The 22,365-nt window shown below is 35.6% G+C and carries 27 protein-coding genes; 15 read left to right on the forward strand and 12 right to left on the reverse strand.

The window, feature by feature from the left end; translation table 11 throughout:
• A complete protein-coding gene (locus ACQ76T_RS10560; RefSeq protein WP_431343256.1) occupies positions 1–747 on the forward strand; it encodes a DUF2182 domain-containing protein in 747 nt (248 codons plus the stop codon).
• A gap of 222 nt (positions 748–969) precedes the next feature.
• Here ACQ76T_RS10560 and ACQ76T_RS10565 read toward each other — a convergent pair whose 3' ends face one another.
• Positions 970–1,419 carry a hypothetical protein gene (locus tag ACQ76T_RS10565; protein WP_431343257.1) on the reverse strand — a complete coding sequence of 150 codons (450 nt, stop codon included), beginning with the start codon at positions 1,417–1,419 and terminating at the stop codon, positions 970–972.
• 262 nt (positions 1,420–1,681) lie between these two features.
• Here ACQ76T_RS10565 and gndA point away from each other — a divergent pair, with 262 nt between their 5' ends.
• From gndA to pgl, 3 genes are read left to right on the forward strand one after another with little or no spacing between them, the layout of a single operon-like run.
• Positions 1,682–3,100 (forward strand): NADP-dependent phosphogluconate dehydrogenase, encoded by a 1,419-nt coding sequence (gene gndA, locus ACQ76T_RS10570; protein ID WP_431343258.1) that lies wholly within the window; start codon positions 1,682–1,684, stop codon positions 3,098–3,100.
• Positions 3,101–3,109: 9 nt separating this feature from the next.
• Entirely contained in the window at positions 3,110–4,591 is a 1,482-nt protein-coding gene (gene zwf, locus ACQ76T_RS10575; RefSeq protein WP_431343259.1) for a glucose-6-phosphate dehydrogenase, read from the forward strand.
• Positions 4,592–4,612: 21 nt separating this feature from the next.
• Positions 4,613–5,323 (forward strand): 6-phosphogluconolactonase, encoded by a 711-nt coding sequence (gene pgl / locus ACQ76T_RS10580; RefSeq protein ID WP_431343260.1) that lies wholly within the window; start codon positions 4,613–4,615, stop codon positions 5,321–5,323.
• A gap of 190 nt (positions 5,324–5,513) precedes the next feature.
• Here the strand turns inward: pgl and ACQ76T_RS10585 are convergent, their stop codons facing one another.
• Positions 5,514–6,431 (reverse strand): helix-turn-helix domain-containing protein, encoded by a 918-nt coding sequence (locus ACQ76T_RS10585; protein WP_431343261.1) that lies wholly within the window; start codon positions 6,429–6,431, stop codon positions 5,514–5,516.
• 37 nt (positions 6,432–6,468) lie between these two features.
• The gene (locus ACQ76T_RS10590; RefSeq protein ID WP_431343262.1) at positions 6,469–7,272 is read right to left on the reverse strand and encodes an SDR family oxidoreductase; all 804 of its coding nucleotides are present in this window, start codon (positions 7,270–7,272) and stop codon (positions 6,469–6,471) included.
• A 749-nt stretch (positions 7,273–8,021) separates the two neighbouring features.
• Between ACQ76T_RS10590 and ACQ76T_RS10595 the strand changes: the two genes are divergently transcribed.
• Genes ACQ76T_RS10595 through ACQ76T_RS10610 form a run of 4 tightly spaced genes read left to right on the forward strand, consistent with a single transcriptional unit; the run spans position 8,022 to position 10,667 of the window.
• Positions 8,022–8,630 (forward strand): short chain dehydrogenase, encoded by a 609-nt coding sequence (locus ACQ76T_RS10595; protein ID WP_431343263.1) that lies wholly within the window; start codon positions 8,022–8,024, stop codon positions 8,628–8,630.
• 11 nt (positions 8,631–8,641) lie between these two features.
• Positions 8,642–9,559 (forward strand): helix-turn-helix domain-containing protein, encoded by a 918-nt coding sequence (locus ACQ76T_RS10600; protein ID WP_431343264.1) that lies wholly within the window; start codon positions 8,642–8,644, stop codon positions 9,557–9,559.
• 56 nt (positions 9,560–9,615) lie between these two features.
• Positions 9,616–10,146: a hypothetical protein gene (locus ACQ76T_RS10605; protein WP_431343265.1), complete on the forward strand. Its 531-nt coding sequence runs from the start codon at positions 9,616–9,618 to the stop codon at positions 10,144–10,146.
• 14 nt (positions 10,147–10,160) lie between these two features.
• Positions 10,161–10,667: a hypothetical protein gene (locus ACQ76T_RS10610; protein WP_431343266.1), complete on the forward strand. Its 507-nt coding sequence runs from the start codon at positions 10,161–10,163 to the stop codon at positions 10,665–10,667.
• 53 nt (positions 10,668–10,720) lie between these two features.
• Here the strand turns inward: ACQ76T_RS10610 and ACQ76T_RS10615 are convergent, their stop codons facing one another.
• On the reverse strand, positions 10,721–11,278 hold the full coding sequence (locus tag ACQ76T_RS10615; RefSeq protein ID WP_431343267.1) for an alpha-ketoglutarate-dependent dioxygenase AlkB: 558 nt from the start codon (positions 11,276–11,278) through the stop codon (positions 10,721–10,723).
• Positions 11,268–11,735 carry a hypothetical protein gene (locus ACQ76T_RS10620; RefSeq protein WP_431343268.1) on the reverse strand — a complete coding sequence of 156 codons (468 nt, stop codon included), beginning with the start codon at positions 11,733–11,735 and terminating at the stop codon, positions 11,268–11,270. Before ACQ76T_RS10620 ends, ACQ76T_RS10615 begins: the two co-directional genes overlap by 11 nt.
• Positions 11,736–11,881: 146 nt before the next feature.
• Between ACQ76T_RS10620 and ACQ76T_RS10625 the strand changes: the two genes are divergently transcribed.
• From ACQ76T_RS10625 to ACQ76T_RS10635, 3 genes are read left to right on the forward strand one after another with little or no spacing between them, the layout of a single operon-like run.
• The gene (locus ACQ76T_RS10625) at positions 11,882–12,052 is read left to right on the forward strand and encodes a hypothetical protein (RefSeq protein WP_431343269.1); all 171 of its coding nucleotides are present in this window, start codon (positions 11,882–11,884) and stop codon (positions 12,050–12,052) included.
• A 27-nt stretch (positions 12,053–12,079) separates the two neighbouring features.
• Positions 12,080–12,424 (forward strand): hypothetical protein, encoded by a 345-nt coding sequence (locus ACQ76T_RS10630; protein WP_431343270.1) that lies wholly within the window; start codon positions 12,080–12,082, stop codon positions 12,422–12,424.
• A 52-nt stretch (positions 12,425–12,476) separates the two neighbouring features.
• Positions 12,477–12,923, forward strand: coding sequence for a hypothetical protein (locus ACQ76T_RS10635; protein WP_431343271.1), 447 nt, complete (start codon positions 12,477–12,479; stop codon positions 12,921–12,923).
• Between the two features lie 22 nt (positions 12,924–12,945).
• On the opposite strand, the gene ACQ76T_RS10640 is transcribed toward ACQ76T_RS10635, so the two are convergent.
• The 7 genes from ACQ76T_RS10640 to ACQ76T_RS10670 all read right to left on the reverse strand — a co-directional run bounded on the left by ACQ76T_RS10640 (position 12,946) and on the right by ACQ76T_RS10670 (position 18,698).
• Positions 12,946–13,506 (reverse strand): hypothetical protein, encoded by a 561-nt coding sequence (locus tag ACQ76T_RS10640; RefSeq protein WP_431343272.1) that lies wholly within the window; start codon positions 13,504–13,506, stop codon positions 12,946–12,948.
• Positions 13,507–13,549: 43 nt separating this feature from the next.
• On the reverse strand, positions 13,550–14,083 hold the full coding sequence (locus ACQ76T_RS10645) for a hypothetical protein (protein WP_431343273.1): 534 nt from the start codon (positions 14,081–14,083) through the stop codon (positions 13,550–13,552).
• A 2-nt stretch (positions 14,084–14,085) separates the two neighbouring features.
• Positions 14,086–14,733, reverse strand: coding sequence for a hypothetical protein (locus ACQ76T_RS10650; protein WP_431343274.1), 648 nt, complete (start codon positions 14,731–14,733; stop codon positions 14,086–14,088).
• Positions 14,734–14,765: 32 nt separating this feature from the next.
• Positions 14,766–15,164, reverse strand: coding sequence for a hypothetical protein (locus ACQ76T_RS10655; RefSeq protein ID WP_431343275.1), 399 nt, complete (start codon positions 15,162–15,164; stop codon positions 14,766–14,768).
• A gap of 44 nt (positions 15,165–15,208) precedes the next feature.
• Positions 15,209–15,850, reverse strand: coding sequence for an ankyrin repeat domain-containing protein (locus tag ACQ76T_RS10660; protein WP_431343276.1), 642 nt, complete (start codon positions 15,848–15,850; stop codon positions 15,209–15,211).
• Between the two features lie 49 nt (positions 15,851–15,899).
• Positions 15,900–16,769 carry a nucleoside hydrolase gene (locus ACQ76T_RS10665; protein ID WP_431343277.1) on the reverse strand — a complete coding sequence of 290 codons (870 nt, stop codon included), beginning with the start codon at positions 16,767–16,769 and terminating at the stop codon, positions 15,900–15,902.
• Positions 16,770–17,054: 285 nt separating this feature from the next.
• Positions 17,055–18,698 (reverse strand): helix-turn-helix domain-containing protein, encoded by a 1,644-nt coding sequence (locus ACQ76T_RS10670; protein ID WP_431343278.1) that lies wholly within the window; start codon positions 18,696–18,698, stop codon positions 17,055–17,057.
• A gap of 258 nt (positions 18,699–18,956) precedes the next feature.
• Between ACQ76T_RS10670 and ACQ76T_RS10675 the strand changes: the two genes are divergently transcribed.
• From ACQ76T_RS10675 to ACQ76T_RS10690, 4 genes are all read left to right on the forward strand, one after another.
• On the forward strand, positions 18,957–19,544 hold the full coding sequence (locus ACQ76T_RS10675; RefSeq protein ID WP_431343279.1) for a hypothetical protein: 588 nt from the start codon (positions 18,957–18,959) through the stop codon (positions 19,542–19,544).
• Positions 19,545–19,767: 223 nt separating this feature from the next.
• Complete coding sequence (locus tag ACQ76T_RS10680) at positions 19,768–21,132, forward strand: hypothetical protein (RefSeq protein WP_431343280.1); 1,365 nt, start codon at positions 19,768–19,770, stop codon at positions 21,130–21,132.
• A 351-nt stretch (positions 21,133–21,483) separates the two neighbouring features.
• The gene (locus tag ACQ76T_RS10685; RefSeq protein ID WP_431343281.1) at positions 21,484–21,906 is read left to right on the forward strand and encodes a transposase; all 423 of its coding nucleotides are present in this window, start codon (positions 21,484–21,486) and stop codon (positions 21,904–21,906) included.
• 44 nt (positions 21,907–21,950) lie between these two features.
• A complete protein-coding gene (locus ACQ76T_RS10690; protein ID WP_431343282.1) occupies positions 21,951–22,277 on the forward strand; it encodes a helix-turn-helix domain-containing protein in 327 nt (108 codons plus the stop codon).
• The last annotated feature ends 88 nt before the right edge of the window (positions 22,278–22,365 follow it).

A 22,365-nucleotide genomic window follows, 5' to 3' on the forward strand; every position in this document is an offset into this window, starting at 1 on the left:
ATGAAAACATCAATTGCTAATCGAAACCTCATAAGTTACAGTGTATGGGGTTTCAGCATTATCTGTTGGTTTATCCTGCTTTACAATCCCGGTAACTTGCTCGCTGCAGCTCATTGTCAGATGGCTTTATGCGACGGAAGCAGTGCTTCATTAAAAATACTTCTTAAAACCAATCCTTTCTCAGAAATGATGACCGGATGGCTATTGATGGTATTGGCCATGATGCTTCCCAAGTTGATTATTCCTATTCAGATCATCATTAATCAAAGCTTTAAAAATATGAGGTTTTTAATGAGCATTCTTTTTGTAACAGGATATGTTTTGATGTGGACTATAGCCGGGCTTTTATTAAATATTTTAATTTTTTTTGTCAGTATTAAGATGCCCGGATCTTTTACTCCGGCAGTTATTTTCGGAATCATCACATTAGTCTGGCAGTTTTCTCCAATGAAGCAAAAGTGTCTTAACAGGGGGCATTATCATCCTGTTTTGGCGGCCTGGGGTTTAAAAGCTTATCAGGGTGCTTTTTCATTTGGGCTTACTCACGGTTTCTGGTGTGTTGGCGCAGGCTGGGCGTTAATGCTTTTCCCGATGGTATTGCCGCAAGGACATCATGCTGCCATGCTCATTGTAACCTTTATCATGTTGAGTGAACATATGGAACATCCGCAAGTTCCCCGTTGGCGCATAGATTTGAGGTTAAAACTGCTGAGAATAATCATTCCTGTGAATTCTCTCAGACGGTAATCTTCTTAAAAAAAGATCAGGTAACAATCACAATATCCAAATAGCGCCACTTGTTGTAAAGTGGTGCTATTTCTATTCATACAGGAAGAGCCCCACAAAATGGAATTATCTGGTAAAATGAACGTATACCTCTTAGTTAATCGGGCTCAACCCTACATAAAAATCTTTGAAAATATATTTTCCCCATCTATAAAGTGCTTAATACTATTATTTTTCTACCTTCTAATTTTGAAACTCAATACAGTCTTTTCCATTTTTACATAATAAACATAGTTGTTTTTTAATTCCATTGGCTAAACTTATTTTATTGATACAGCCCTCTTCTTTAAAAAATAAGTAATTATTCGAAATATGGGTGGGTAGTTGAAGTCCTGAAAAATTATAATAACCAATAAACTGCTTTTTCTGATTATAAATGAAAATTTCACTGTCATTTCTTAAGTTACTTATATTCAAATAGACAGAATTTACAACATAGAATTTTTCTCTTTTTTTGGTTATAAAGCTTCCAAGAAATTCAGCTTCATATTGATAGCCTTTCTCAAAACTTTTCTTTTTTATTTTATGTACTTTATTAGAATGTATTATAGCCTTATTAAACTCATGTCGCTCCTTCTGATGCGCAAAAATATCCTGGCAGTATACATTGGTGACGTTTAAAAAAAATGCCATAATAACTAATATCCTCATAGAGTAGCAATTAAAATAAATTAACAAACAGATACAAATTTATATCATACAAGGATTTTAAGTAAGTCAATTTAAAAAAGTTCATGATTTACACACATTTATTTAACACAGGATTAATCTATTCTCATCATTATAGATTTTTGGTTGATGATAACTAATGTAACGATTGAAAGAAAATTTTGTATAATTTTTTTACTGATATGCATTTCCGTAAATTTGACCATAAAATAAATCTTAAGTAAGAATGGAAAAGTATAATTACGGGGTCATCGGTCTCGGAGTAATGGGTAGAAATCTGCTCTATAATATTGCAGATAACGGTTTTTCTACAGTAGGGTTCGATTTGGATGAGGAAAAAGTAAGAGAACTTCATGATGGAGCCACTCCTGGAACATCAGTGAAAGGAACAGCTTCTCTGGAAGATTTTGTAGCAGCTTTGGAGAGCCCAAGAAAAATTATTTTAATGGTTCCTGCAGGAAAACCTGTTGATGCTGTTCTTGAAAGCATTACACCGCTTCTCAGCGAAAAAGATATTGTAGTTGATGCAGGAAATTCTTATTTTAAAGATACCGACAGACGTATTGCTGATTTGGCTTCAAAAAACATGCATTTCATGGGAATGGGTGTTTCAGGTGGAGAGCAGGGTGCGAGAAGAGGACCAAGTATTATGCCTGGAGGAGATCTTGAAGCCTTCAATGAATTAAAACCGATGTTGGAATTAATTTCAGCAAAAGTTAACGGCGAACCTTGTACTGCTTATATGGGTAAAGGGGCTGCAGGAAATTATGTAAAGATGGTTCACAATGGTATTGAATATGCCATCATGCAGTCGATCAGTGAGACTTACGACTTGTTGAGAAAAGGCGCTAATCTGGACAATGATCAGCTTTATGAGGTTTTCAAAAAGTGGAATGAAGGCGAAATGAATTCTTTCCTTATAGAAATTACCAGAGATATTTTCCAGCAAAAAGATGACTTGTCAGAAGGTTTTCTTGTTGACAAAATTTTAGACAAAGCCGGAGCAAAAGGAACCGGGAAATGGACTTCCGAGCAGGCAATGGAAATTGGCGTTTCTATTCCAACCATTGATCTTGCTGTAACTTCAAGAATTTTATCCGCTTATAAAGATGAGAGAATAAAAGCTTCACAGTTATATGCCAAAGAAGAAATAACAAAACCGGAAAATACAGAATTATTCATCAAGGAAGTAGGCGATGCGCTGTTTCTTACTACGTTAATCAGCTATGCTCAAGGGTTGGCATTATTAGTAAAAGCTTCTGAAGAATATCAGTTTGAAATTCCTTTAAAAGATGTTGTTAAAATATGGAGAGGAGGCTGTATCATCCGTTCTGTTTTATTAGAAAAATTCTATTCAGCCTATTCTAAAGACCAGAACCTAACTAATATTCTATTGGATCAGGGTATTTCAGAAATCGTTAAAGATAAAATTCCGGCATTAAGAAAAACAGCCGCTTTTGCTGCATCAAACGGAATTCCAGCTTTGGGAATTCAGTCGGCTTTAGGATATTTCGAAGCCTATACTACAGAATCTTTACCGATCAATCTGCTTCAGGCACAGCGAGACTATTTTGGTGCACACACTTACCAAAGAAATGACAGAGAAGGCGTTTTTCACACTTCATGGCAAAATTTAAATAACTAAATTCGGAAAATGAGCGACAATACAATCCTGCATCCAACCACAATTGTTATTTTTGGTGCAACGGGAGATTTGGCAAAAAGAAAACTTTTTCCTGCGTTTTACAACTTATATATTGATGGCAGAATGCCCAAAGGTTTTAATATTTTAGCTTTAGGAAGAGCCGAAAATACGGATGAAAACTTCAGAGCTTATATTAAAGAAAACCTGGAAAATTTTTCAAGAAAGAGCATCACTCCACAAGGCTGGGCTGGTTTTCAGGCACACATCAGTTATTTTCAGCATCAGTTGGATGAGGAAAGTTCTTATCAAAGCTTATACGAAAAACTGGAAAATTTTGATAAAGTGTATGGAATGAGAGGGCACAGACTCTTCTATCTTTCCATTGCCCCGAATTTCGTATCGGTAATATCCAATCATATTAAGAATACTTCTATCGCTTCTGATCCGGCAAAAGACCGAATCATTATCGAAAAACCCTTTGGCCACAACAAAGAATCTGCGATAGAGCTGAACAACCTTCTTTCACAAACCTTTCAGGAAGAGCAGATTTACCGTATAGACCATTATTTAGGAAAAGAAACCGTTCAGAATATTTTAGCATTCAGATTCGGGAATTCTATTTTTGAACCGTTATGGAACCACCGACATATAGAATCTGTTCAAATTACCGTTGCTGAAGAAGTGGGGGTAGAAACGAGAGCTAGTTTTTATGAGCAGACGGGTGCTTTACGTGATATGATTCAGAATCACCTGTTGCAAATTCTTTGTATGGTGGCTATGGAACCTCCGGTTTCACTGGAATCCGGAGAAATCAGGGACCGTAAAGTTGATGTTTTAAAATCAATCCGCAGAATTTCACCGGATAAAGTAGATCATTATGCTGTACGAGGCCAGTACGGAAGAGGCAAAGTAAATGGAATAAAAGTAAACGGCTATCGTCAGGAAGAAGGAATTCCTGCAGATTCCAACACTGAGACATTTGCTGCCATCAAGTTTTATCTGGATAACGAGAGATGGGAAAACGTACCATTCTACGTTCGTACCGGGAAGAAAATGAAAGAGAAGCATTCTTACATTACCGTTCAGTTTAAGCCCCTTCCCCATTCTACATTTTCTGAAAGCTCTTCGCTTTTATCAGCTAACAGATTGGTTATCAACATCCAACCACAAATGGACATCAGACTGCAGTTCATGTCAAAAAAACCTGGCCTTTCGTTAGAATTGAAACCAGTAGAAATGATTTTTGATAATTTTGCATGTCAGACGGATACTCCCGAAGCTTATGAAACCCTTTTATTAGAAGCACTTGTTGGCGATCTTACCTTGTTTATGCGTTCAGATCAGGTAGAAGAAGCCTGGGATGTTGTAAAAACGATTCAGGAAACCTGGGAAGGAACCAAAGATCCTTCTTTTCCGAACTACGAAGCAGGAAGCTGGGGACCTGATGACAGTGACGCACTGGTTGAAAGACAGGGACATCAATGGGTTTAAAATTTAATTAAGAAATATAAAATGGATATCACAATATTTAATACTCTGGATACTTTATATAAAAAAGCAGCAGATACATTTGTTGAGCTTTCTGAAAAATCGATCCAAAAACATGGCAAATTTACCGTTGCTTTGAGTGGAGGTTCTTCGCCTAAAGTCATTTTCAGCCTATTGGCAACTCCGGAATATGCAGGTAAGATAGATTGGAGCAAAGTATATTTTTTCTGGGTAGATGAAAGATGGGTTTCTCTTGATGATGAAAAGAGTAATTTTAAAATGACTTTACATACTCTTTTAGACAAGGTTCCTGTAAACAAAGATCAGGTTTTCCCGATGTATAAAGACGGAATTGAGCCAGAAGAATATGCCAAAGAATACGAAACACAGCTCAGAAATGTATTAGGTGAGCAGGGTATTTTCGATTTTATCCTTTTGGGAATGGGCGATGATGGTCATACCGCTTCCTTATTTCCGGGAGAAGCAGTTTTGCATGAAAAAGAAAAATGGGTAGCCGCTTATTATTTGAAATCTCAGGAAATGTTCAGAATTACATTGACAGAACCTATCATCAATAACGCTGAAAATATTTTGATTATCACATTCGGCACATCTAAAAAACATGCTTTGAATGAAGTTTTAAACGGAGAATACAATCCGGAACTATATCCACTTCAGCTTATAGAAAAAAAAGAAGGAGTTCAGATTTTCACTGACGAAGAGGCAGGCGCGTAATCTTTACAACTTCCTACCATGATATACTTCAATGCATGATATGATATGGTACAATGGTTTTCCAATGCTAAAAAATAACATACCCATTTTACTATAAAATGAACTGCTCTTCAAGATTTTTTAGCTTTGGAGAGCAGTTGGTTTTACATGCTTAGCTTTTGATACATTCAGATCTCAAAAAATATCCGGATTAATTCTGCTCGGGAAATTGTTTTCTAAAAGATAGTGGTGAAAGGCCAGCTTTTCTCTTAAAAACTTTTGTAAAGTGAGACGGATGTTCGAATCCGAGTTCATAAGCAATCTCACTGACGGATTTTGTGGTCCCAAGAAGTATATTTTTTGCCTTTTCGATCAATTTGAAATGAATATGTTCTATGGTTGTATTGCCCGTAAATTTATTGAGTAAATCTGAAAGGTAATTGGTAGAAAGATTCATCTTATCTGCAAAATATTTTACATTCGGAATTCCCTTTTCAATCAGTTCATCGTCATTGAAATAGTCATTTAAAAGGACTTCGAAACGTTGGATGAAATCATTTCCTACTTTTGCTCTTGTAAAAAATTGGCGGTCATAAAAGCGGTCACAATAATAGAGAAGCATTTCAATTTGATTCAAAATCAGTCCCTGGGTATGTCGGTCTATATTCTGAGAATACTCTTTTTTAATTCTCAAAATGATGGTATCCAGCAAGTCTTTTTCTTCTTGTGAAACGTGAAGCGCCTCATTGCTTTCGTACAGAAAGAAAGTATATTTCTTAATTTTACGTCCTAATTCTGAACCATGAATAAAATCCGGATGAAACGCCAGAAACCAACCTTCCTCAATTTCCGTATCAGCGCTTGGGCTCATCACCTGATTGGGTGCCGTAAACATTAATGTACCTTCCTGAAAATCATAATGTGAGCGTCCATACATCAATTTTCCTTTAAACCTTTTGTAAATAATACTGTATAGTTCAAGATTATAAAGATAATTGGCAAAATTTTCATCGAAACGGTTTACATTTTTCAGATCAATCACCGTTATCAAGGGATGCTTCGGACTTTCACATTTATAAAAATGATGAAGGTCTGCGATGGATTTTATGGAAATAATTGCTTCTGACATTTTCCTGATTTTATCTAAAATTAGAAATTTTCACAGATTAACTCTTCATAAGTCTCAGAAAATCTTCCTCAGAATTTTTATTCTTCAAATCGATGTAAAATTGTGCATCTTCTCCAATCACGTATCTTAATTGAGAAAGCTGATCTGTAGCTGCTTTAAAGATGGTTTCCGCTACGTCTTCGGCACTCGCTTTGGGAAGATGTTCCGTTCGTTTTGTAAATTTCAGAATAAATGCAGCCAATTCAGTATTGTAATCTTCAATGGTATTATGAATCATTTCTATGCTGTTTCTGAAATCGGTTGCAATACTTCCCGGTTCTATAATTTTCACATCAATCCCAAAAGCAGAAACCTCAAAATGTAATGCCTCCGAAAATCCTTCTACAGCAAATTTAGAGCTGTTGTACAAGCTGGCAAATGGCCCCGCCGTAATCCCTCCAAATGAAGAAATATTAATAATCATTCCTTTTCTCTGGTTTCTCATTGTGGGTAAGACTTCTTTGATGACATTCATTAGCCCCAAGACGTTTACAGCGAACTGGTTTTCAATCTGATCAGGATTTGAGGATTCGAAAACGCCCATCAATCCGTATCCTGCGCTATTTAGCAAAACATCGATGGTTTCAAATTTTTCTAATCCCTGTTCTACAGCCCCTTGAATTTCTTGTCGATTGGTTACATCAAGCTTTACCAATACAACGTTTTCGAGAAGATTAAGTTCTTTTTCGTTTTCCGGTGAACGCATTGCGGCAATAACATTCCATCCTTTCTGTTGAAATAATATAGCGGACGCTTTCCCCAACCCCGATGATGCTCCGGTGATAAATACTGTATTTTTCATAATAAATTTGCTTACAATTTCTATGACAAATTTCCGGCAAACAGTAAAAATTCATTTATCGATTTCACGGAATTCTTTATACATTTCTAAGATTTCCACGAAAAGCCCATCCTATTATTGTGGGAGTATTGCCACGGCTTCAATTTCTACAAGATATTCAGGTTGTGCAAGTGCCTGTACTCCTATCCATGTTGAGGAAGGTGGATTCTTCTTCTCCAAAAACTTCTTTTAAACATTTAGCGATCAGATCAGCATCACTGGGTTTTAAATGACAAACGTAGATCCTCAGATGTTGCAGATCATTTTCTGTTCCAACCGCGGTTTTAGTGACCGTGATGACGTTATGCAAGCATACCATGATTTGTCCTTCCAATGTGTTCTCTAATAATTCTCCATCAGAGTTCCATACCACCTGACCCGCTATATGAAGTACGTTTCCTGATAGAGAACTGACTACCTGTGAGAATCCCCACGGTTTACTTTTAAATAATTCTGGAGGTTAATATATTTTACGCATACAATATTTGATTGGGGCACACATACAAATATAATTTACAAAAATGCAGGAGAAGGTTTATTGTGACATAGCGAATGATCAGTCTAAAAAAAGCATTTTCCTTCTTCCCTACTCATTTTTTTGAACTAAAAACAGATTACCGTTACAAAAATGGCTTATGATTTCAGTAATATGGCTTCGTTTTTTTTCATATCTTTTAAGGAACTTTGATTCATCATTAAACCAGAAAAAAATGGAAAAGAAAAAGATTATCGTTATAGGCGCAAGTGGTACTATCGGTAAATTATTAGTAAAATCTTTAGAATTAAAGGGACACGAAGTTATTAAAGCCTCCCGAAGTTCTGCAGAATATCCAATGGACATCACCAATAAATCCAGTATGGAGGCTTTGTTCAAAAAATGTGGCAATTTTGATGCTGTTGTGATGACGGCGGGAGATGTGGTTAACGGACCTATAGATCAAATGACAGATGAAAATTTTGCATTTGCCCTTGGAAGCAAACTTATGGGACAGGTTAATGCAGTAAGAACAGCTCTCCCATATATTTCAGAAAAGGGCTCGTTCACTCTGATTTCCGGCATATTAACCGAAGAACCTATTGCGGGTGGAACAATAGGCACAATGATTAATGGGGCTGTGGAAGGCTTTGTAAAGGGGCTGTGCTTCGAGCTGCCAAGAGGCATTCGTATCAATTGCGTTAGTCCAAATGTGCTAAAGGAGTCCGAAAGTTATCATCCTTACTTTCCCGGCTTTATTCCGGTAGAAGGGTCTAAAGTTGTGGCAGCGTATGAAAGGTCTATCTTTGGAATTATTAATGGACGCATTATCCATGTTCATTAACGGATGATTTCATGAAAAAAAGCATCAGTCCATACCACATTCAATCTATTCAGGAATTTCATTCTCTGATGCAGTTACCTGAGCCCAAAGCTCCTTTAATCAGTCTCGTTAGATTTGAGGATATTAAAGAAATACCTGTCACTGTACCTAAAAGCCTTATTTTGCCTTTCTTTTCGCTTTGGCTTAAAAAAGATTATCATGGTGGAAGATTAAAATATGGACAACAGATTTATGATTTCGATGCAGGTTCTATGAGTTTTTTTGAGTCTGGGCAGTTCTTTACTTATGATGAAGGCGAGGTATCTCATAGAGGATGGTGGCTTATGATTGCTCCGGAATTCATCCTAAAAAGTCCGCTGGCAAGTACAATAAGGCAGCGGAGTTTCTTTTCTTATTCCATTCATGAGGCATTACATTTATCAGATGAGGAAGAAATGATTATTGATGAAATTATGCAAAAAATTGACTGGGAAATCACGCATTCTATGGATGATTGCAGCTCTAAAATTATTATCAGCTATGTAGAATTACTGCTAAACTATGCAGAGAGATTTTATAACCGTCAGTTTATGACAAGAAAAACGATAACCAACGAACTGGTCGACAGATTAAATAGGTTACTGGATGATTGGATAAACAACAGCATATTAGAAAATGAGAAGCTTCCCAGTGTAAAAGCTGTTTCGCAAAAACTGAATGTATCCACAAATTACCTCAGCGATATGCTCAAAGGAATTACAGGGAAAACAACCTTACAGCACATTCATGATAAGTTGATTGAAACGGCTAAAATTAAATTATCAACTACCAACATGACAATTAGTGAGATATCTTATGAGTTAGGATTTGAACATCCACAATCCTTTGCCAAACTATTTAAAAATAAGACCAATATATCTCCCAATCAGTTCAGAAGAAACCTACAATAAATGAATCAAAAATTAAAAACCTGAATAATAAATACCAAAACTAAGACAAGGAAAATATGGGAATTTTTAACAGTACACTCCTACTATTAAAAGAAAAAAAAGCTTCAGCATCAATGATTCTGGAGCTAAATGAAAATTTGAAATCTGTAGGTATTTTGCTTCAAAAAAGTGATTATGGAAGAATCATTTTTAATGATAGCCGAAATGAAGAAGAAAAAGAACCTATTACGCTACAAGAATCCCATACAGATGAAGAGATCATCAGTTTGCTATGTTCGTGGAAGGCTTTGGGCCTTTTGTCGTATAGGCATATCAATATTGAATTCACTTTCCTTATCAATTATATTTCTTGGGATGATGTGTATATACAAGGTCTGGAAATTTCCTATCAATTATCTGCAGAAAATTATACCAATAGAGATCACATTAAGAATAATGTTCTTCTTAAGATCATTGAGTTTACCAATCCCTTATTAGCAGTAGGAAGTATTGGTAATAGTGAAGATGAATTTAGGGTGGAATTAGGTTTAGAATATAACCTGGACTATATAAAAAATAAAAAGTTTGATATTGATATCAGATTATAAAATATCGATCATATATGTTTAAGATAGAGTTTAATACCACGACAGAATTAGGAAAAATAGATACAGAAGACACCTCTGTTGGTGAAGCCATATGGACCATTCATCCTTACTATGAAAATGACGTATTTATTCAGTGGAAAGGTTATCAAATAGAATTGGATAAAAGAGGAACCATCAGCGATATTTACAATGATCTTATTTACCTATTAGATGAGCTCCAAGCAGGAAATCCCCAATTCACAATCAGTTTTTTATGTAGTGGGTTTACAGCATACTGGCATTTCCGGGTTGAAAAGAACGTGATTACAATCCATCCTCAGTTTTTTGAAGTGGCAATAAAACGCAACGATGATTATTTGGATATGAAAGAGATACGACAATTAGATTTAGATATTGAAATCGGTTTCGATCATTTTATCAGTGAGTGGAATAAGCTTCTAAAAAGTATCAAAGATGATTTACTAAAAGTGGGATATACCGAAGATTTGGAAAATTTTGAATATTTGAGAAATTTAAAATAATAAAACCTACGACCCTGCTCTCTCAAATTCCTCATGCTTCAGTACCTTTATTTTCATTTCATTATTTTTCTGAAAGTAATAGATATCCGTCTTTCCCGGGGAATGACAGTATTCTGCCATTTGTCATTTTTCACGGCTTTTATACCGTGTTTCCAACTGTACCTTGCTTCATCACTTAATAGCAAAATGCTTCTGGATTGTAAGAGTATTTCATTCTTCTGTTGGTCTTTTGAAAATTGCATTATGCAAGGAGATAGTAAGCTTATGGAAATAATAGTTTCTTCAAAACAAGGTACACAGTCTATATGATTTGATATTCCTTGTCCCGGTTCATATTCATTAATAATAACCTGATCAAAGGAGTTTTTAAGATTAAAGTGTATTTTGATCTTATTTTCCAATGAAAGAAGCCAGTCAGGTAACTGTCCTATTTCCAACTCCTGATTGATATTTTTTTTCTTGTAATCATAAATGTATCCATAATGCTGAACCCTGCGTTTAAGACTTGCATCCCATACGGCATTATCTATTTCTGACAGAATTAATTTTTCTTCTTCAATACTCAAGAAATCATCCTGATACAGAAGCCCTTTTATACTATTACGATTCATTTTCAATGGTTATAATATATTTTAAAAAGTCTACAAAGTTTTTACAAGCAGGTTGATATCCAAATTCCAGATCTTCAGAAAACCATATAGAGTTTTCATTTTCTTCTGTGGCATGATAGCCATAAAAAACAGGTTCATCATAATGCTCATACATAAGATCTGCCAGTATATAGATTCCGGAATCGTTAAGCAATGGAGAGGTAAGAAGGCTGGGATTCAGCCAATCATCAAACCCAAAAATCCCCACATCAAAACTATCTCCATAAATATTACAGCCTCCATATTCACTTAAAAAATAGAAATAGGCAGCATCTTTTATAAATGCTGCTTCTTTCATAATTCCCAGTGTTTCTTCTTCCCAGAGATGGTCTATTTTTTTATGATTTAAAGTCTCAACTCTGTATTTTGAAGCTATAGCCTCCATAAGTTGGTCTACTTCGATAATCTTATTAATCATATTTTAAAATTTCCTGATAGCTCAGGTATTGTCATTATTACCCAATAAGAAACTCTTCTTTTTACCGAAAATACAATAAAAACATTGAAAAATTTCAAACCTCTTTTTTTTCATTAATAATTTTTTTTACATTGTACAAAAATACCATGAAACACCCTAAATTAATTGGATTCACTGCGTGGCTGATTTTATCAGGAGTCCACATGAACGCTCAAAAAAAGGAAAACGCAGCTCCGGCAAATCAAAATGCTATAGAAAGGTCGAACACTCATGAAATTCAGAGAAATTCCGGAGAGGAAAATTCTACGACACAATGAACACATCCGTGTGTAAGTTCATTAAGTATGGTTAAAAAAATTGAAATCAGCAGGCAAAAGTTATTCGATGGAGAAGAAGAATGTTTACCTACCATTTTCGAAATCGAAAATCAAAGGATTTCATTGGCTGAATTCTACAACAATCCGTTGAGGAATTTAAAGAAAGAAATCGATGGTGAAAGTTTTGAAAGTATGGTTGAAGGAAGTAAGTTCAGCCTAAGCAATCGTTTTATTGAAAAATATACTTCTGAAAATGGGTTGGAAGTCTACTATTTCAAAAGCGATGATATGATCTATCTATTTTCTTATGGAGAATATCAACCCGGAAGATATCTGTTGTTTTTAGAAGGCATTTGGCATTACTCAACATAAAAAATGAATATACAGGTGTAAATACCTTATACTGACTAAAGAATTATTCGCTATGCAATTATTGATCAATGAACAGGAAACCGACTTTCATCATATCAGTTACCATGAATATTACTTTGGGAAATATGTAGAGGGAAAAGAAATCAGTCAGTTTGAAATCAGAATTCTCATCCAAGATTTCAATAAAAAAATGAAACCGAAATATGAAGAATTACGACACGAACTGGTAGAAGACGATGAAAAAACAGGTGAAAATTTTGCTTTAGAATTGTTTGAAACCCTTACCGAATATCCTTCTTATGAAGAAATACTGATGGATACTAAGATTAATATGACCGAAAAAACAGGCTTTATGAACACATTCTTCATCTCGCAAATCTTCAAGGAATATCTTAGTAAGCACAACAATATTCACTATTGGATTATAAGAGAGGCATTTTACTTCCATCAAATCGGAGAATATATTACCATTAAAGGAAATGTCCAAAGAATAGATTAATGATTGGCTGAAGCTTTGGCCACTACTGTTCGGCAAACTTGTACTCAAACTTGGTATTGATATTTCCGGAAAGGATTTCTGCGATGACATCAAGTCCATGGTAGTCTGCTGTATAATAATCTGTTGCCTGTGTAGCCATGATTATATCTGTCCGTTTATTGATTTCTGCAAACACTTTTTTCAGTTCTTTTTCGTGTGCCATTTCAAATACCTTTTCATTGACATCAAAAATAACGGCTTCTATATTCTTTTGATCAAATGATAGAAAAGCGACTAACAAAGTATATCCAAGTTCATATCCTTTTTCGTCATATCCCCAATGCATCTCGTATTCGTAATACCCGCCCGTAGGATGTTTTTTAAATTCTTCCCATGCCTGTTGCGCCTCTTCCGGTGTCTCCGGCTCTATTTTTCTTGAGTCATCCACATCGCTGTGAGGATCTGTATCTTCAAAGTAGAACGTATTATAACGATAGCTAATGGTAAGGTTATTTTCCAACATCACTTCATTTACGATATTCACAATATCTTCGGATCGTGTTTTTTCTATAACAAAAATTGTTTCTGTTGAAAAATACCCCATATTTATTTACATTAATTTGTCTTATTTCTTCTATTCTATCAATTTACCAAACTCTGCTGTCAATTGTAAAAGAGCTATTCAAAATGTGTTCTTTGATCTTGTCTAAGCTTTCTTCCATACTTATGTAGCTTCTGGAAGTATTGCCAACGTCACCAACCACGTATTCATACTCCAGAAACTGAGAGATTTTAACAATCAGTTCTCTATGTTTTACTTCCCTTTCAAATGCCGTATCTCTTTCAGCAAAAGAGATCATAACGCCCTGAATATGTTCATCATCCCATGTCATGAAAGCAACTCCAAAATCAAGCAGAAAATCAGGGTGCCTGTAAGTAAGCATCCCCAAGCCTTTCCAAGAGCAGACCAAATCTATAACATCTTCATCGGTCATGGATTCATCCAACCAAATTGATTCTTTTTCTTCCTCATCGCGGGTATCATTAAATGCAACCAATTCATAATCACTTTTTTGAAGTACAACCTGTATCGTTTTCAATTTTTCATTGAGGTTTACTATGAAGGGCAAAGGTTCCTTTTCTTCTTTCAGAAGTATAAATGTTTCGTCAAAATTGCTCATATTTATTTCATAAAACTTTTAATTTTCTCCGATTCTTCTATATTGTACGCAACCCTATTATCCAGATTTATTAAAGAGTTGAAGATCTCCTTATATTCATTGAAATTACTCTTATCATAATGAACAAGCACCGGAAACAGCTGGCTGGCCTGATAATATTTGTGATGCTGTAAAGCTTCCTGCATCGCCTGTTCTATTTCTTGTACAAGGGGGCTGAAGTCTTTCTTCAACAGCAGATTCTTTAAGTCAGACTCAAAAAAACGGGTGCCATACAGATGTAAAAACTGTTTGATATAAGGATATAATTCTTCTTCGTTTTTTCCATTAAAGGTTGAAATATACAACGCATCAGCAACCACATCATATACATTATCTTCTCCATAAAGTCTATGAGGCTCAAATTCTTCTCTCTGTTCCCATTTTTCGTTGATGAACCTGTTAAGGAATTCAAATCCTTCCGGAATGGCCCAGGCAAGGAGAATAAGCATTGCCTGATAGGCAATGTACCGATTATCATGCAGCAGAAGATCTTTCAGCTTTTCGGCTCTATCGGGATCTTTTATTTCTAAAAGCTGTACTTCACTCAGATCATATCCTTCATTTCCATCTTCTTGATAGTAATACAACAAGCACTCTATTTCTGTATTCATTTGATTAAAAGTTTGCCATTATTTTCTTCCCCTCATACTGTTACTTCCAATCTATTGGAGGTGATTCCTGAAAAACTAAAGGTAATATAAAACTTTTCAACTCCTGAAATTCTGAATGAGATTCCCTTAAAGGCTAAAATCAATTCTCCATCTTCCTCAAAGATCTTAGCCGGAAGTTCAAATCGTTGGGTATTGCGGGGAGCCAGAATATTGACATTCGTTTTTTCACCATTGTACACGGGAGAGATAAAAATCCTTTCGTAGGCATGTATTTCCTCCTCTTTGGTATTGAAAAGCATGATTCCGTTTCTGGCCAATGCACCGCTGTCATTATAAAAGTAAAAAGACCGTTCTTTATCACAGGTATTGGTTATATCAATGTAGAGTATAAAACGGTTTTCCTCAAGATGATAAGAAATCGTATGTTTCATAGGGTTATTATTCAAGGTTTTGTAGCAAAAGCAATAATACCATTTTATTTCGCTGTATACTGATCTACCAAATCAAGAATCTTTTTTTTCAGATTTTCATCAATCCCTTTCCGGATATTTTCGATGGTTAAATAACCTTCTCCGTCATTTACAAAAGGATCTGCTTTGTACTGCAGTAATAATTCTATCATTTCTAAATTCTGATAATAAAAATGAAAAGCCAGGCCTAAAGGTGTTTTGGCCTGATGAGATCCCGATTTATTAATAAATTCTTCACTGGAATAGGGCAATAATAACCTTATCAATTCAATATTTCCATCTAAAGCAACTTTTATTAAAGGTGTTTCGCGCTCTTCTCCAATCAGGTTGACATGAGCTCCATGGTCCAAAAGCAACTTTAGTATTTTCGGATTATTAAAAGAGATGGCCGTGAAAACAGGTGCATTGTATGCTTCATGGGTATAATTAACATCTGCACCGTTTTCTATTAAAATTTCTATGATTTCTATATAGGTCTCCTCGTCATCTTCTATCTCATCCAAAGCATATTGTATCAAACTTTCCCGATAATAATCATCAGCCTTTCCAAGGATCATTGCTGCATCTCCTCCTTTATCAATCCACTCTTTTAAAGCTTCAACATCTTTATTTTCCAGGATACTTATGATTTCTTGGTCTTTGTTCATTGTTTTATTGTGATTATATAAGGATCAGAGCTTATTATTCTTTGTGCTTCTAAGGTTTAATAACCATCCAAAGATCCTTTAAATCCGGAATATAAGTTGTGATGAGGGAAGATGGTTTTTCCGGGTGTTCTTTTGCTTCCACACAACCCCATTCTCCTCGTGTTCTATACGGGATCACTTCTTCCCAAAGGGCTTTTGAAGGATCAATAGCCAATAAAGCGGCCACCGTGTCATGAAGTGCTTTTTCTTTCAGTTCTACTGCCTTCAGAAATAGTTTAAGACCTTTATTATGATCACGGTATGGGATCAGAAGTTCTGCGTCTTCCTTGGTAAAAACAGCTCCATGGCATACATTTTTACTGATCATCCTTCTTTCCGTCATCGGAATTGAAAACAAAGCTTCAGCAGCCAATGGATTACCGTTGAGGTTAAAGGTTGCACACGTACGCTTTCCGTCAAATTTCTCCAAACGATACTCTTTCGGAACGATATTATCTCCTGCAAAACCTCCCTGGCAGAACCAGCGGTCAAAGAAAATTCCGGTTTCGAATAAAGCATAAGGATTGGTAAGTGCCGCGCCTGTTAGCAAAGTACAGTCTGGAAACTTACGAAGTGTTTCAGCCATAATATTTGCCGCAGTATCATCAGCCTCTGAATGTTCAAAACGGCCTACCCACTCACGGTAAAAGCCAGAAACGCGACTGGCGGTAGATTTGGGTGTTCCGGCTCCAATGCGTATATCTTCCCGGCCAAGAATTCTTAAAACATGGCGTACAAAACCAATTTGGTCTGTTCCTCCAGGATGTACAGAAACACTTATGAGATTAACTTTGGGATGAGTAGCGAGAATAGCAAGGGTCATCGGATCATCGGGATCCGCAGTTTCCATATCAAAATGGAATGGCAATTTAGATTGCATGTTGTAATTTTAATTGTATAGATATTAGTTTTCGGGTGCAAAGGTATAGAAAATAAAATTTATATTCCACTGATTTCCTGACACAAAACTAAAACCTGACAAAAGCAATTGCTTCTAAGCTCCTATTATCAGTCGTTTTTTGAAGAAATTTAACGATCAGATCTTCCTATTTTTTTATGAATAATCTTATTCCTTTTTCTTAGATAAACTACTATAGCTTCTTTTTCTACAGAATTAATCCTGCCATTCGTTTTGACAATTATATTGTATACTAAATGACCATTTTTAAGAATATGCTGGCTCTTGAGCAGAAGCTTTCAACTGCTCAACAAAATAAGAAGGGGTAAAACCGGTCTGCTGCTTAAAAGCATTTACAAAAACCCTTGGCGTAACATACCCACACTCTTCTGCGAGATAGGTAATTTTGTACTCTCTATAAATGGGGTTCTCATAGAGTTTTTTAATGATATAATTGATGCGAAGTTCATTAATATAATTCGTGAAGTTATGATTCCGCTGTACTTTGATAACCTCTGAAAGGTATTTTGTATTGGTGGCAAGGTGATTGGCCATCCAGGTGAGACTCAGATCTTTTCTTAGGTATTTTTCTGAGTTTTCAAACTTTTTAAGCTTGGTCAATAATGATTTTGCTGTTTCGTCGGTGATGGCAACTGATGTATTTGATTTACTAACTTTATCAGACGATTCCTGCGCCGCTTCTTCATAAGTTAATTGCTTTTCACGATTAATCCTGGCAATCAGGTCTTCATATTTTTTATGGGCAATTTTATTTTTTCTTCTCCAGTAAAAAGTAACCAAAAGTAAAGCCAGAAGAGACAGAACTGAAATAATAACTATTTTGATTGAAGACGTTTTTTCCTGAGTTTTTTTAGAATCCTGCAGTAAGATATTGGAAGAATAGTCCGTATTATTTTTTTCTGTAATCCGTATGCTGTCTTTTAAGCGGGTATATTGATTCATATAGAGTTTTGCATTCTTTGAGTCTCCCATTTCGGTATAGGCAGAAGCTAAGAATTCAAAAGATTCTACCCTATTGGTAGGATTAGGAAATTTTCTTTCAAGATCTCTGGACAGATTTGCGTATTCTATCGTTTTCTGATATTCTTTCTTTTCCAGATACAGCCAACTTAATTGATTCAACAACAACACTTTATCATCGGCTTCCAGATTGTATTTATTGGCAATATTTAAGCTTTGGGTCAGATACTTTTCAGCAGTCTGCAATTTTCCAGGTTTATTCGCTTCTTCCAAATCCGTAATCCCCAGTCTTGTATAATTATATGAAATTATGTCATATTTTTTTTCCAGATCGATTTCTTTACCACTCCCATGAATAAGTTCCGCAGCCTCAATACTTTTTTTACAATATGCAATAATTGAGTCCTTATAGGTAGGATTTTCCAACCTTTTATTCAAAAAATAAATAGTCATATTGCTGTAAGAAAGCGCCAAGGTGTAATTTCTAATATCAGAACCTGTAATCTTTTGAGCATAGGAAACGGCTTTTTTAAAATCTTTTAAACTCGCCTCATCCAGTCCTACATATCCTAGAGCCAGAGCTTTTGAACGATAAAGGTTGGCCATGCTTCTGTTGGCTTCAGGTCCTGCATCAATTTTTTCAAGCTCTGTAGCAAGTTTAATCACTTCTTTATTTTTGTTTTGCTTTTCATATATTTCAATAATTCGGCGTCCGCTTTTCAGAATTCCCCATGGATATCCGATTTTTTCAGATTCCGATTTCAAACCGAATAAAGCCTTTTCTTTTTCAGTATCCGAAATTTTAGCATCAAACCTTAGCTTTTCCAGCTGATTGTCGATATATTCTTCGTTTGGATTGGTTTTGGTTTGTGCATTGAGACTAAGACTCATTAACAAGCATAGCAGCAATGAAAACAGGAACTTTATCATAAAAGTACGGTTCTTCAATTATAGTTTTTGCAAATGTAATGATATATAATTTTCAAAAATACAAATACCTATGTGGGATTTTTAAAATTCAACTCAAATAGCCTATAAAAACATAACAAACTGATTTACAGTAATCCAAAATTGTAAAACACTTAAAAAAACACATGAAACTTTCTGAATTCTTCCTGTATTGAGCTTGTGCATACATTATCGTAGTTATAATATTGCATGAAAATGCTAACCGATTCTGAAAATAACATGATGAACCCAGTCTTCTCTTTCCATTCATTTGGGGGGAGAAGATTTTTAGTATTGATCTTATTATTGATCAATATTCATATCATGCAGGCGGTTTGCAGAGATAATGAGCCTCTTTCATCAAGCATTCCGTCTTCCTCAGCTCAATTCGTTATATCTGAAGGCACCCTTATTTCCGGTTTGGAACAAATCCAAATTCCTAATCAAAACAAGGAAAAAATAAAGAAAACCTTCAAAAGAAGGAGTAGGCCTATTTCCTGTAAAAGAAAACATAAAAAAGAACATCATCCTTCTGAAGGTGATGAATCAGGTGATAAGGTTCCCTCTATTTTTATTGGAAATACTCCATCGGGTACATCCTTACTGTTAGCCTCTCATTCTAATCAGCAATTAATCATACCTAGCCAGCATACAATATCCTATCTTCTGCTTTGGGCTGAAAGCCCAACTATTGTATTACATTATCTGCTGGATCTTCTTCTAAACAAAACTCATAAAGATGGGTGGCATTCCTATCTCAGGTTCTTTCGAAAACTTAGTCGTCCACCGCCTTTTATCAATGAGGTTATCACGTCATTCTTTCGATAACTTTTTTTATATAGCTGAAAATTGATCCTGATTTATCCATCTTCGCCGGCCTCATCCGAACGCGAACAGGGAGCATGATGCCAACCTTTCAGCCAAAATTTATGATAGCGATCTGACATGGTTGCAAAATATTCATCCATCAGAGCTTTCAAATTTTAAACAAAAACTGAACAGATAAAAAATTCACCAAGTATTCACCTATACAATTAATCCCCTTTTAACAATGAAAAAAACTACAATTTTACTCGTATCACTCTTTACAGGAATTACCGTCTATAGCCAAGTAGGTATTAATACCAATTCTCCAAAAGCAACCTTAGATGTTACCGCAAAGGCAACCGATGCTACAGCTATGGATGGCCTCATTGCCCCAAGACTTACAGGAGCTCAGCTTAGAAGTAAAACATATACGGCAGACCAAACAGGAGCCTTGGTGTATGTAACCGCTGCAGATACAGCACCTGCAGGTCAAACGATAAATGTAACAAAGATTGGTTATTTTTATTTTGATGGAACCAAATGGGTAAGCAATGGAACCAATACGAATCTCTACAATTCTGATGGTACAATCACCGGTAACAGAATCGTTAGCATGAATTCCAATATATTAAAATTTTCCGGGACTGATGGGACAATGAAAGTAGATAATGAAGGGGAATCTGAGTTTTATATTACGGCACTCAATTCCAATACAGCTAGAACACGACTGACTTCCGGAACCAGTGATCTGCAAATTGCTGTAAATCCTAATGGTAATATTGATTTTTCTGGGGAGCCAGGGGGAACAAGTTCATTATCTTTTGGTACTCCAACCGGAGCGAATCCTTCCTCACAAGTTGAGCTATATACCTTAGGGCTAACAAGAATGTCGGTAAACGGAATAGGAAATGTAGGTATTGCAACAACCAACCAAACAGAAACTCTTGATAATAATGGAATTACAAGATTAAGAAGTCTTCCTTTAAACGGGGCTACCAATGCCATCCACACTCAAAGTGGCGGAAGTGCGTCTCCAACCCAAAACCAGACTTTTACAGCAACAAGAACAGTAGTCGCTGATGCCAACGGAGTATTGGGGTATGTAACCGGGCTGCCATCTACAGGAAGCGGTACTCCTCCATCAGGAAGTATCAATGTGGGAGAAACGATTTCACAGATTTATACAGTACCAATCGCTACTGCCAATACCAATTCTTTTAATTTGGGGAACTATATCACCACAAATAGCCTTCCTGCATTACCCATTATCGATGGTTTACAGATCAATATGCAGGGAGTGAGTTCTGCGTATTATGATCCAAGAATTTACAATGTATCTTCCGCTTCTCAATTGATAAGCTTCCAGTCATTTGCTACGCAGGTTAATCAAAACAGAACGTCTCTCAACAATACAGTGGCGGCTGGAAATTATTTACAAATAGATTCGGATAATTTAGTGTATTGGACGACCTCTGCTGCAGAAGTAGAAACAGCCAATGTTCAGGTACAGATAGACGCCAATACGTACAGATGGTATGAGTTTAAATGGTGGTGTATGGAGATCAGCAGTACCAAGAAAATCTTCTTATCGATTACGCGTAAAGCTTAATCATCATTTATCAGAGATTTAGGAATTATAGAAAACGATCTGCTCATTGAGGGCAGTATCACCGGAACATAATAATTCCTGATTAAAAACAAGTTAGTTCATGAATTGATAAACTCTTAGCTCCAGAAAGTAAAACACCGAACGGAGCTAAGATTATCAGTTGGGAAATCAAACAGACATCATCAATACATGTAAAACAAAATCACAGTAAACACTTAAGACACTCAGAACAAAACAATTACAACAAAAACCATCAGCAAACTTATAATACTTACTGAATCAGTACTATCCACAAAAGGCTTTCTACAGTATAGAAAACCTTTCCCTTTCCTTTTAAAAGAAACAAAATCTATGAATTCAAACTTTAAAAACATTCATATTGGGACATTTATACATCTGCGGGTTAAAGAAAACAATATTGATACCCCCCGGATCTGCAACTTTATGAACTGTACAGAATCTGAAATCAATGAAATGTATACACAGGAAAATCTTTCTACCCATATTCTATTGAGATGGAGCAAGCTTCTGGAATATGATTTCTTCAGACTATACTCTCAACATCTGATCCTTTACGCCCCTCCTTCTGCATCATTGCGGGAATCTGAGACCTCCAAACTTCCTTATTTCAGAAAAAATATCTACACCAAGGAAATGATTGATTTCATTTTGGAAATCATAGAGAAAAAAGAAAAAACAAAACGACAGGTGACGGATGAATACGGAATTCCTTACACGACAGTTTGCAAATGGATCGCCAAAAATAATAAATAGCAGCCTGCACAAAAGACAGTCTATAGAATATTAAGATAAGTATAATGAAAAAAAAGAGTCAACCTAATTATAAACGAATTTATTCAGACATTCTTGATCAGAAGTTTCCCCATAAGAAAGATGCCTGTGAAAGGCTGATGAAGAAAAAAATACTTTCCGCAATAGATATCATGGAACTCAACAAAAGAATTTTCGGAACTAAAGACCAGGATATCAAAAAGATGAACCAAAAGCTACGTTCCTACAACCCAACAGATATTGTTCACATCCTTGATTATCAAAAAAATCATAACATGAATAACCTACAGGTTGCCGAACATTTTGGACTGAGTAAAAACACCATGACCAAATGGCGAAGAATGTTTCAGTAGAAGATATTGAAAACAGAGAAGGAGCCTCCAAAAGAGCTCCTTTACTACTTATATGATGCTAAAAGGTCTTATTTTCAGAGCTTTTTAA

This window comes from Chryseobacterium sp. JK1, assembly GCF_050632815.1.
Classification (GTDB): Bacteria; Bacteroidota; Bacteroidia; order Flavobacteriales; family Weeksellaceae; genus Chryseobacterium.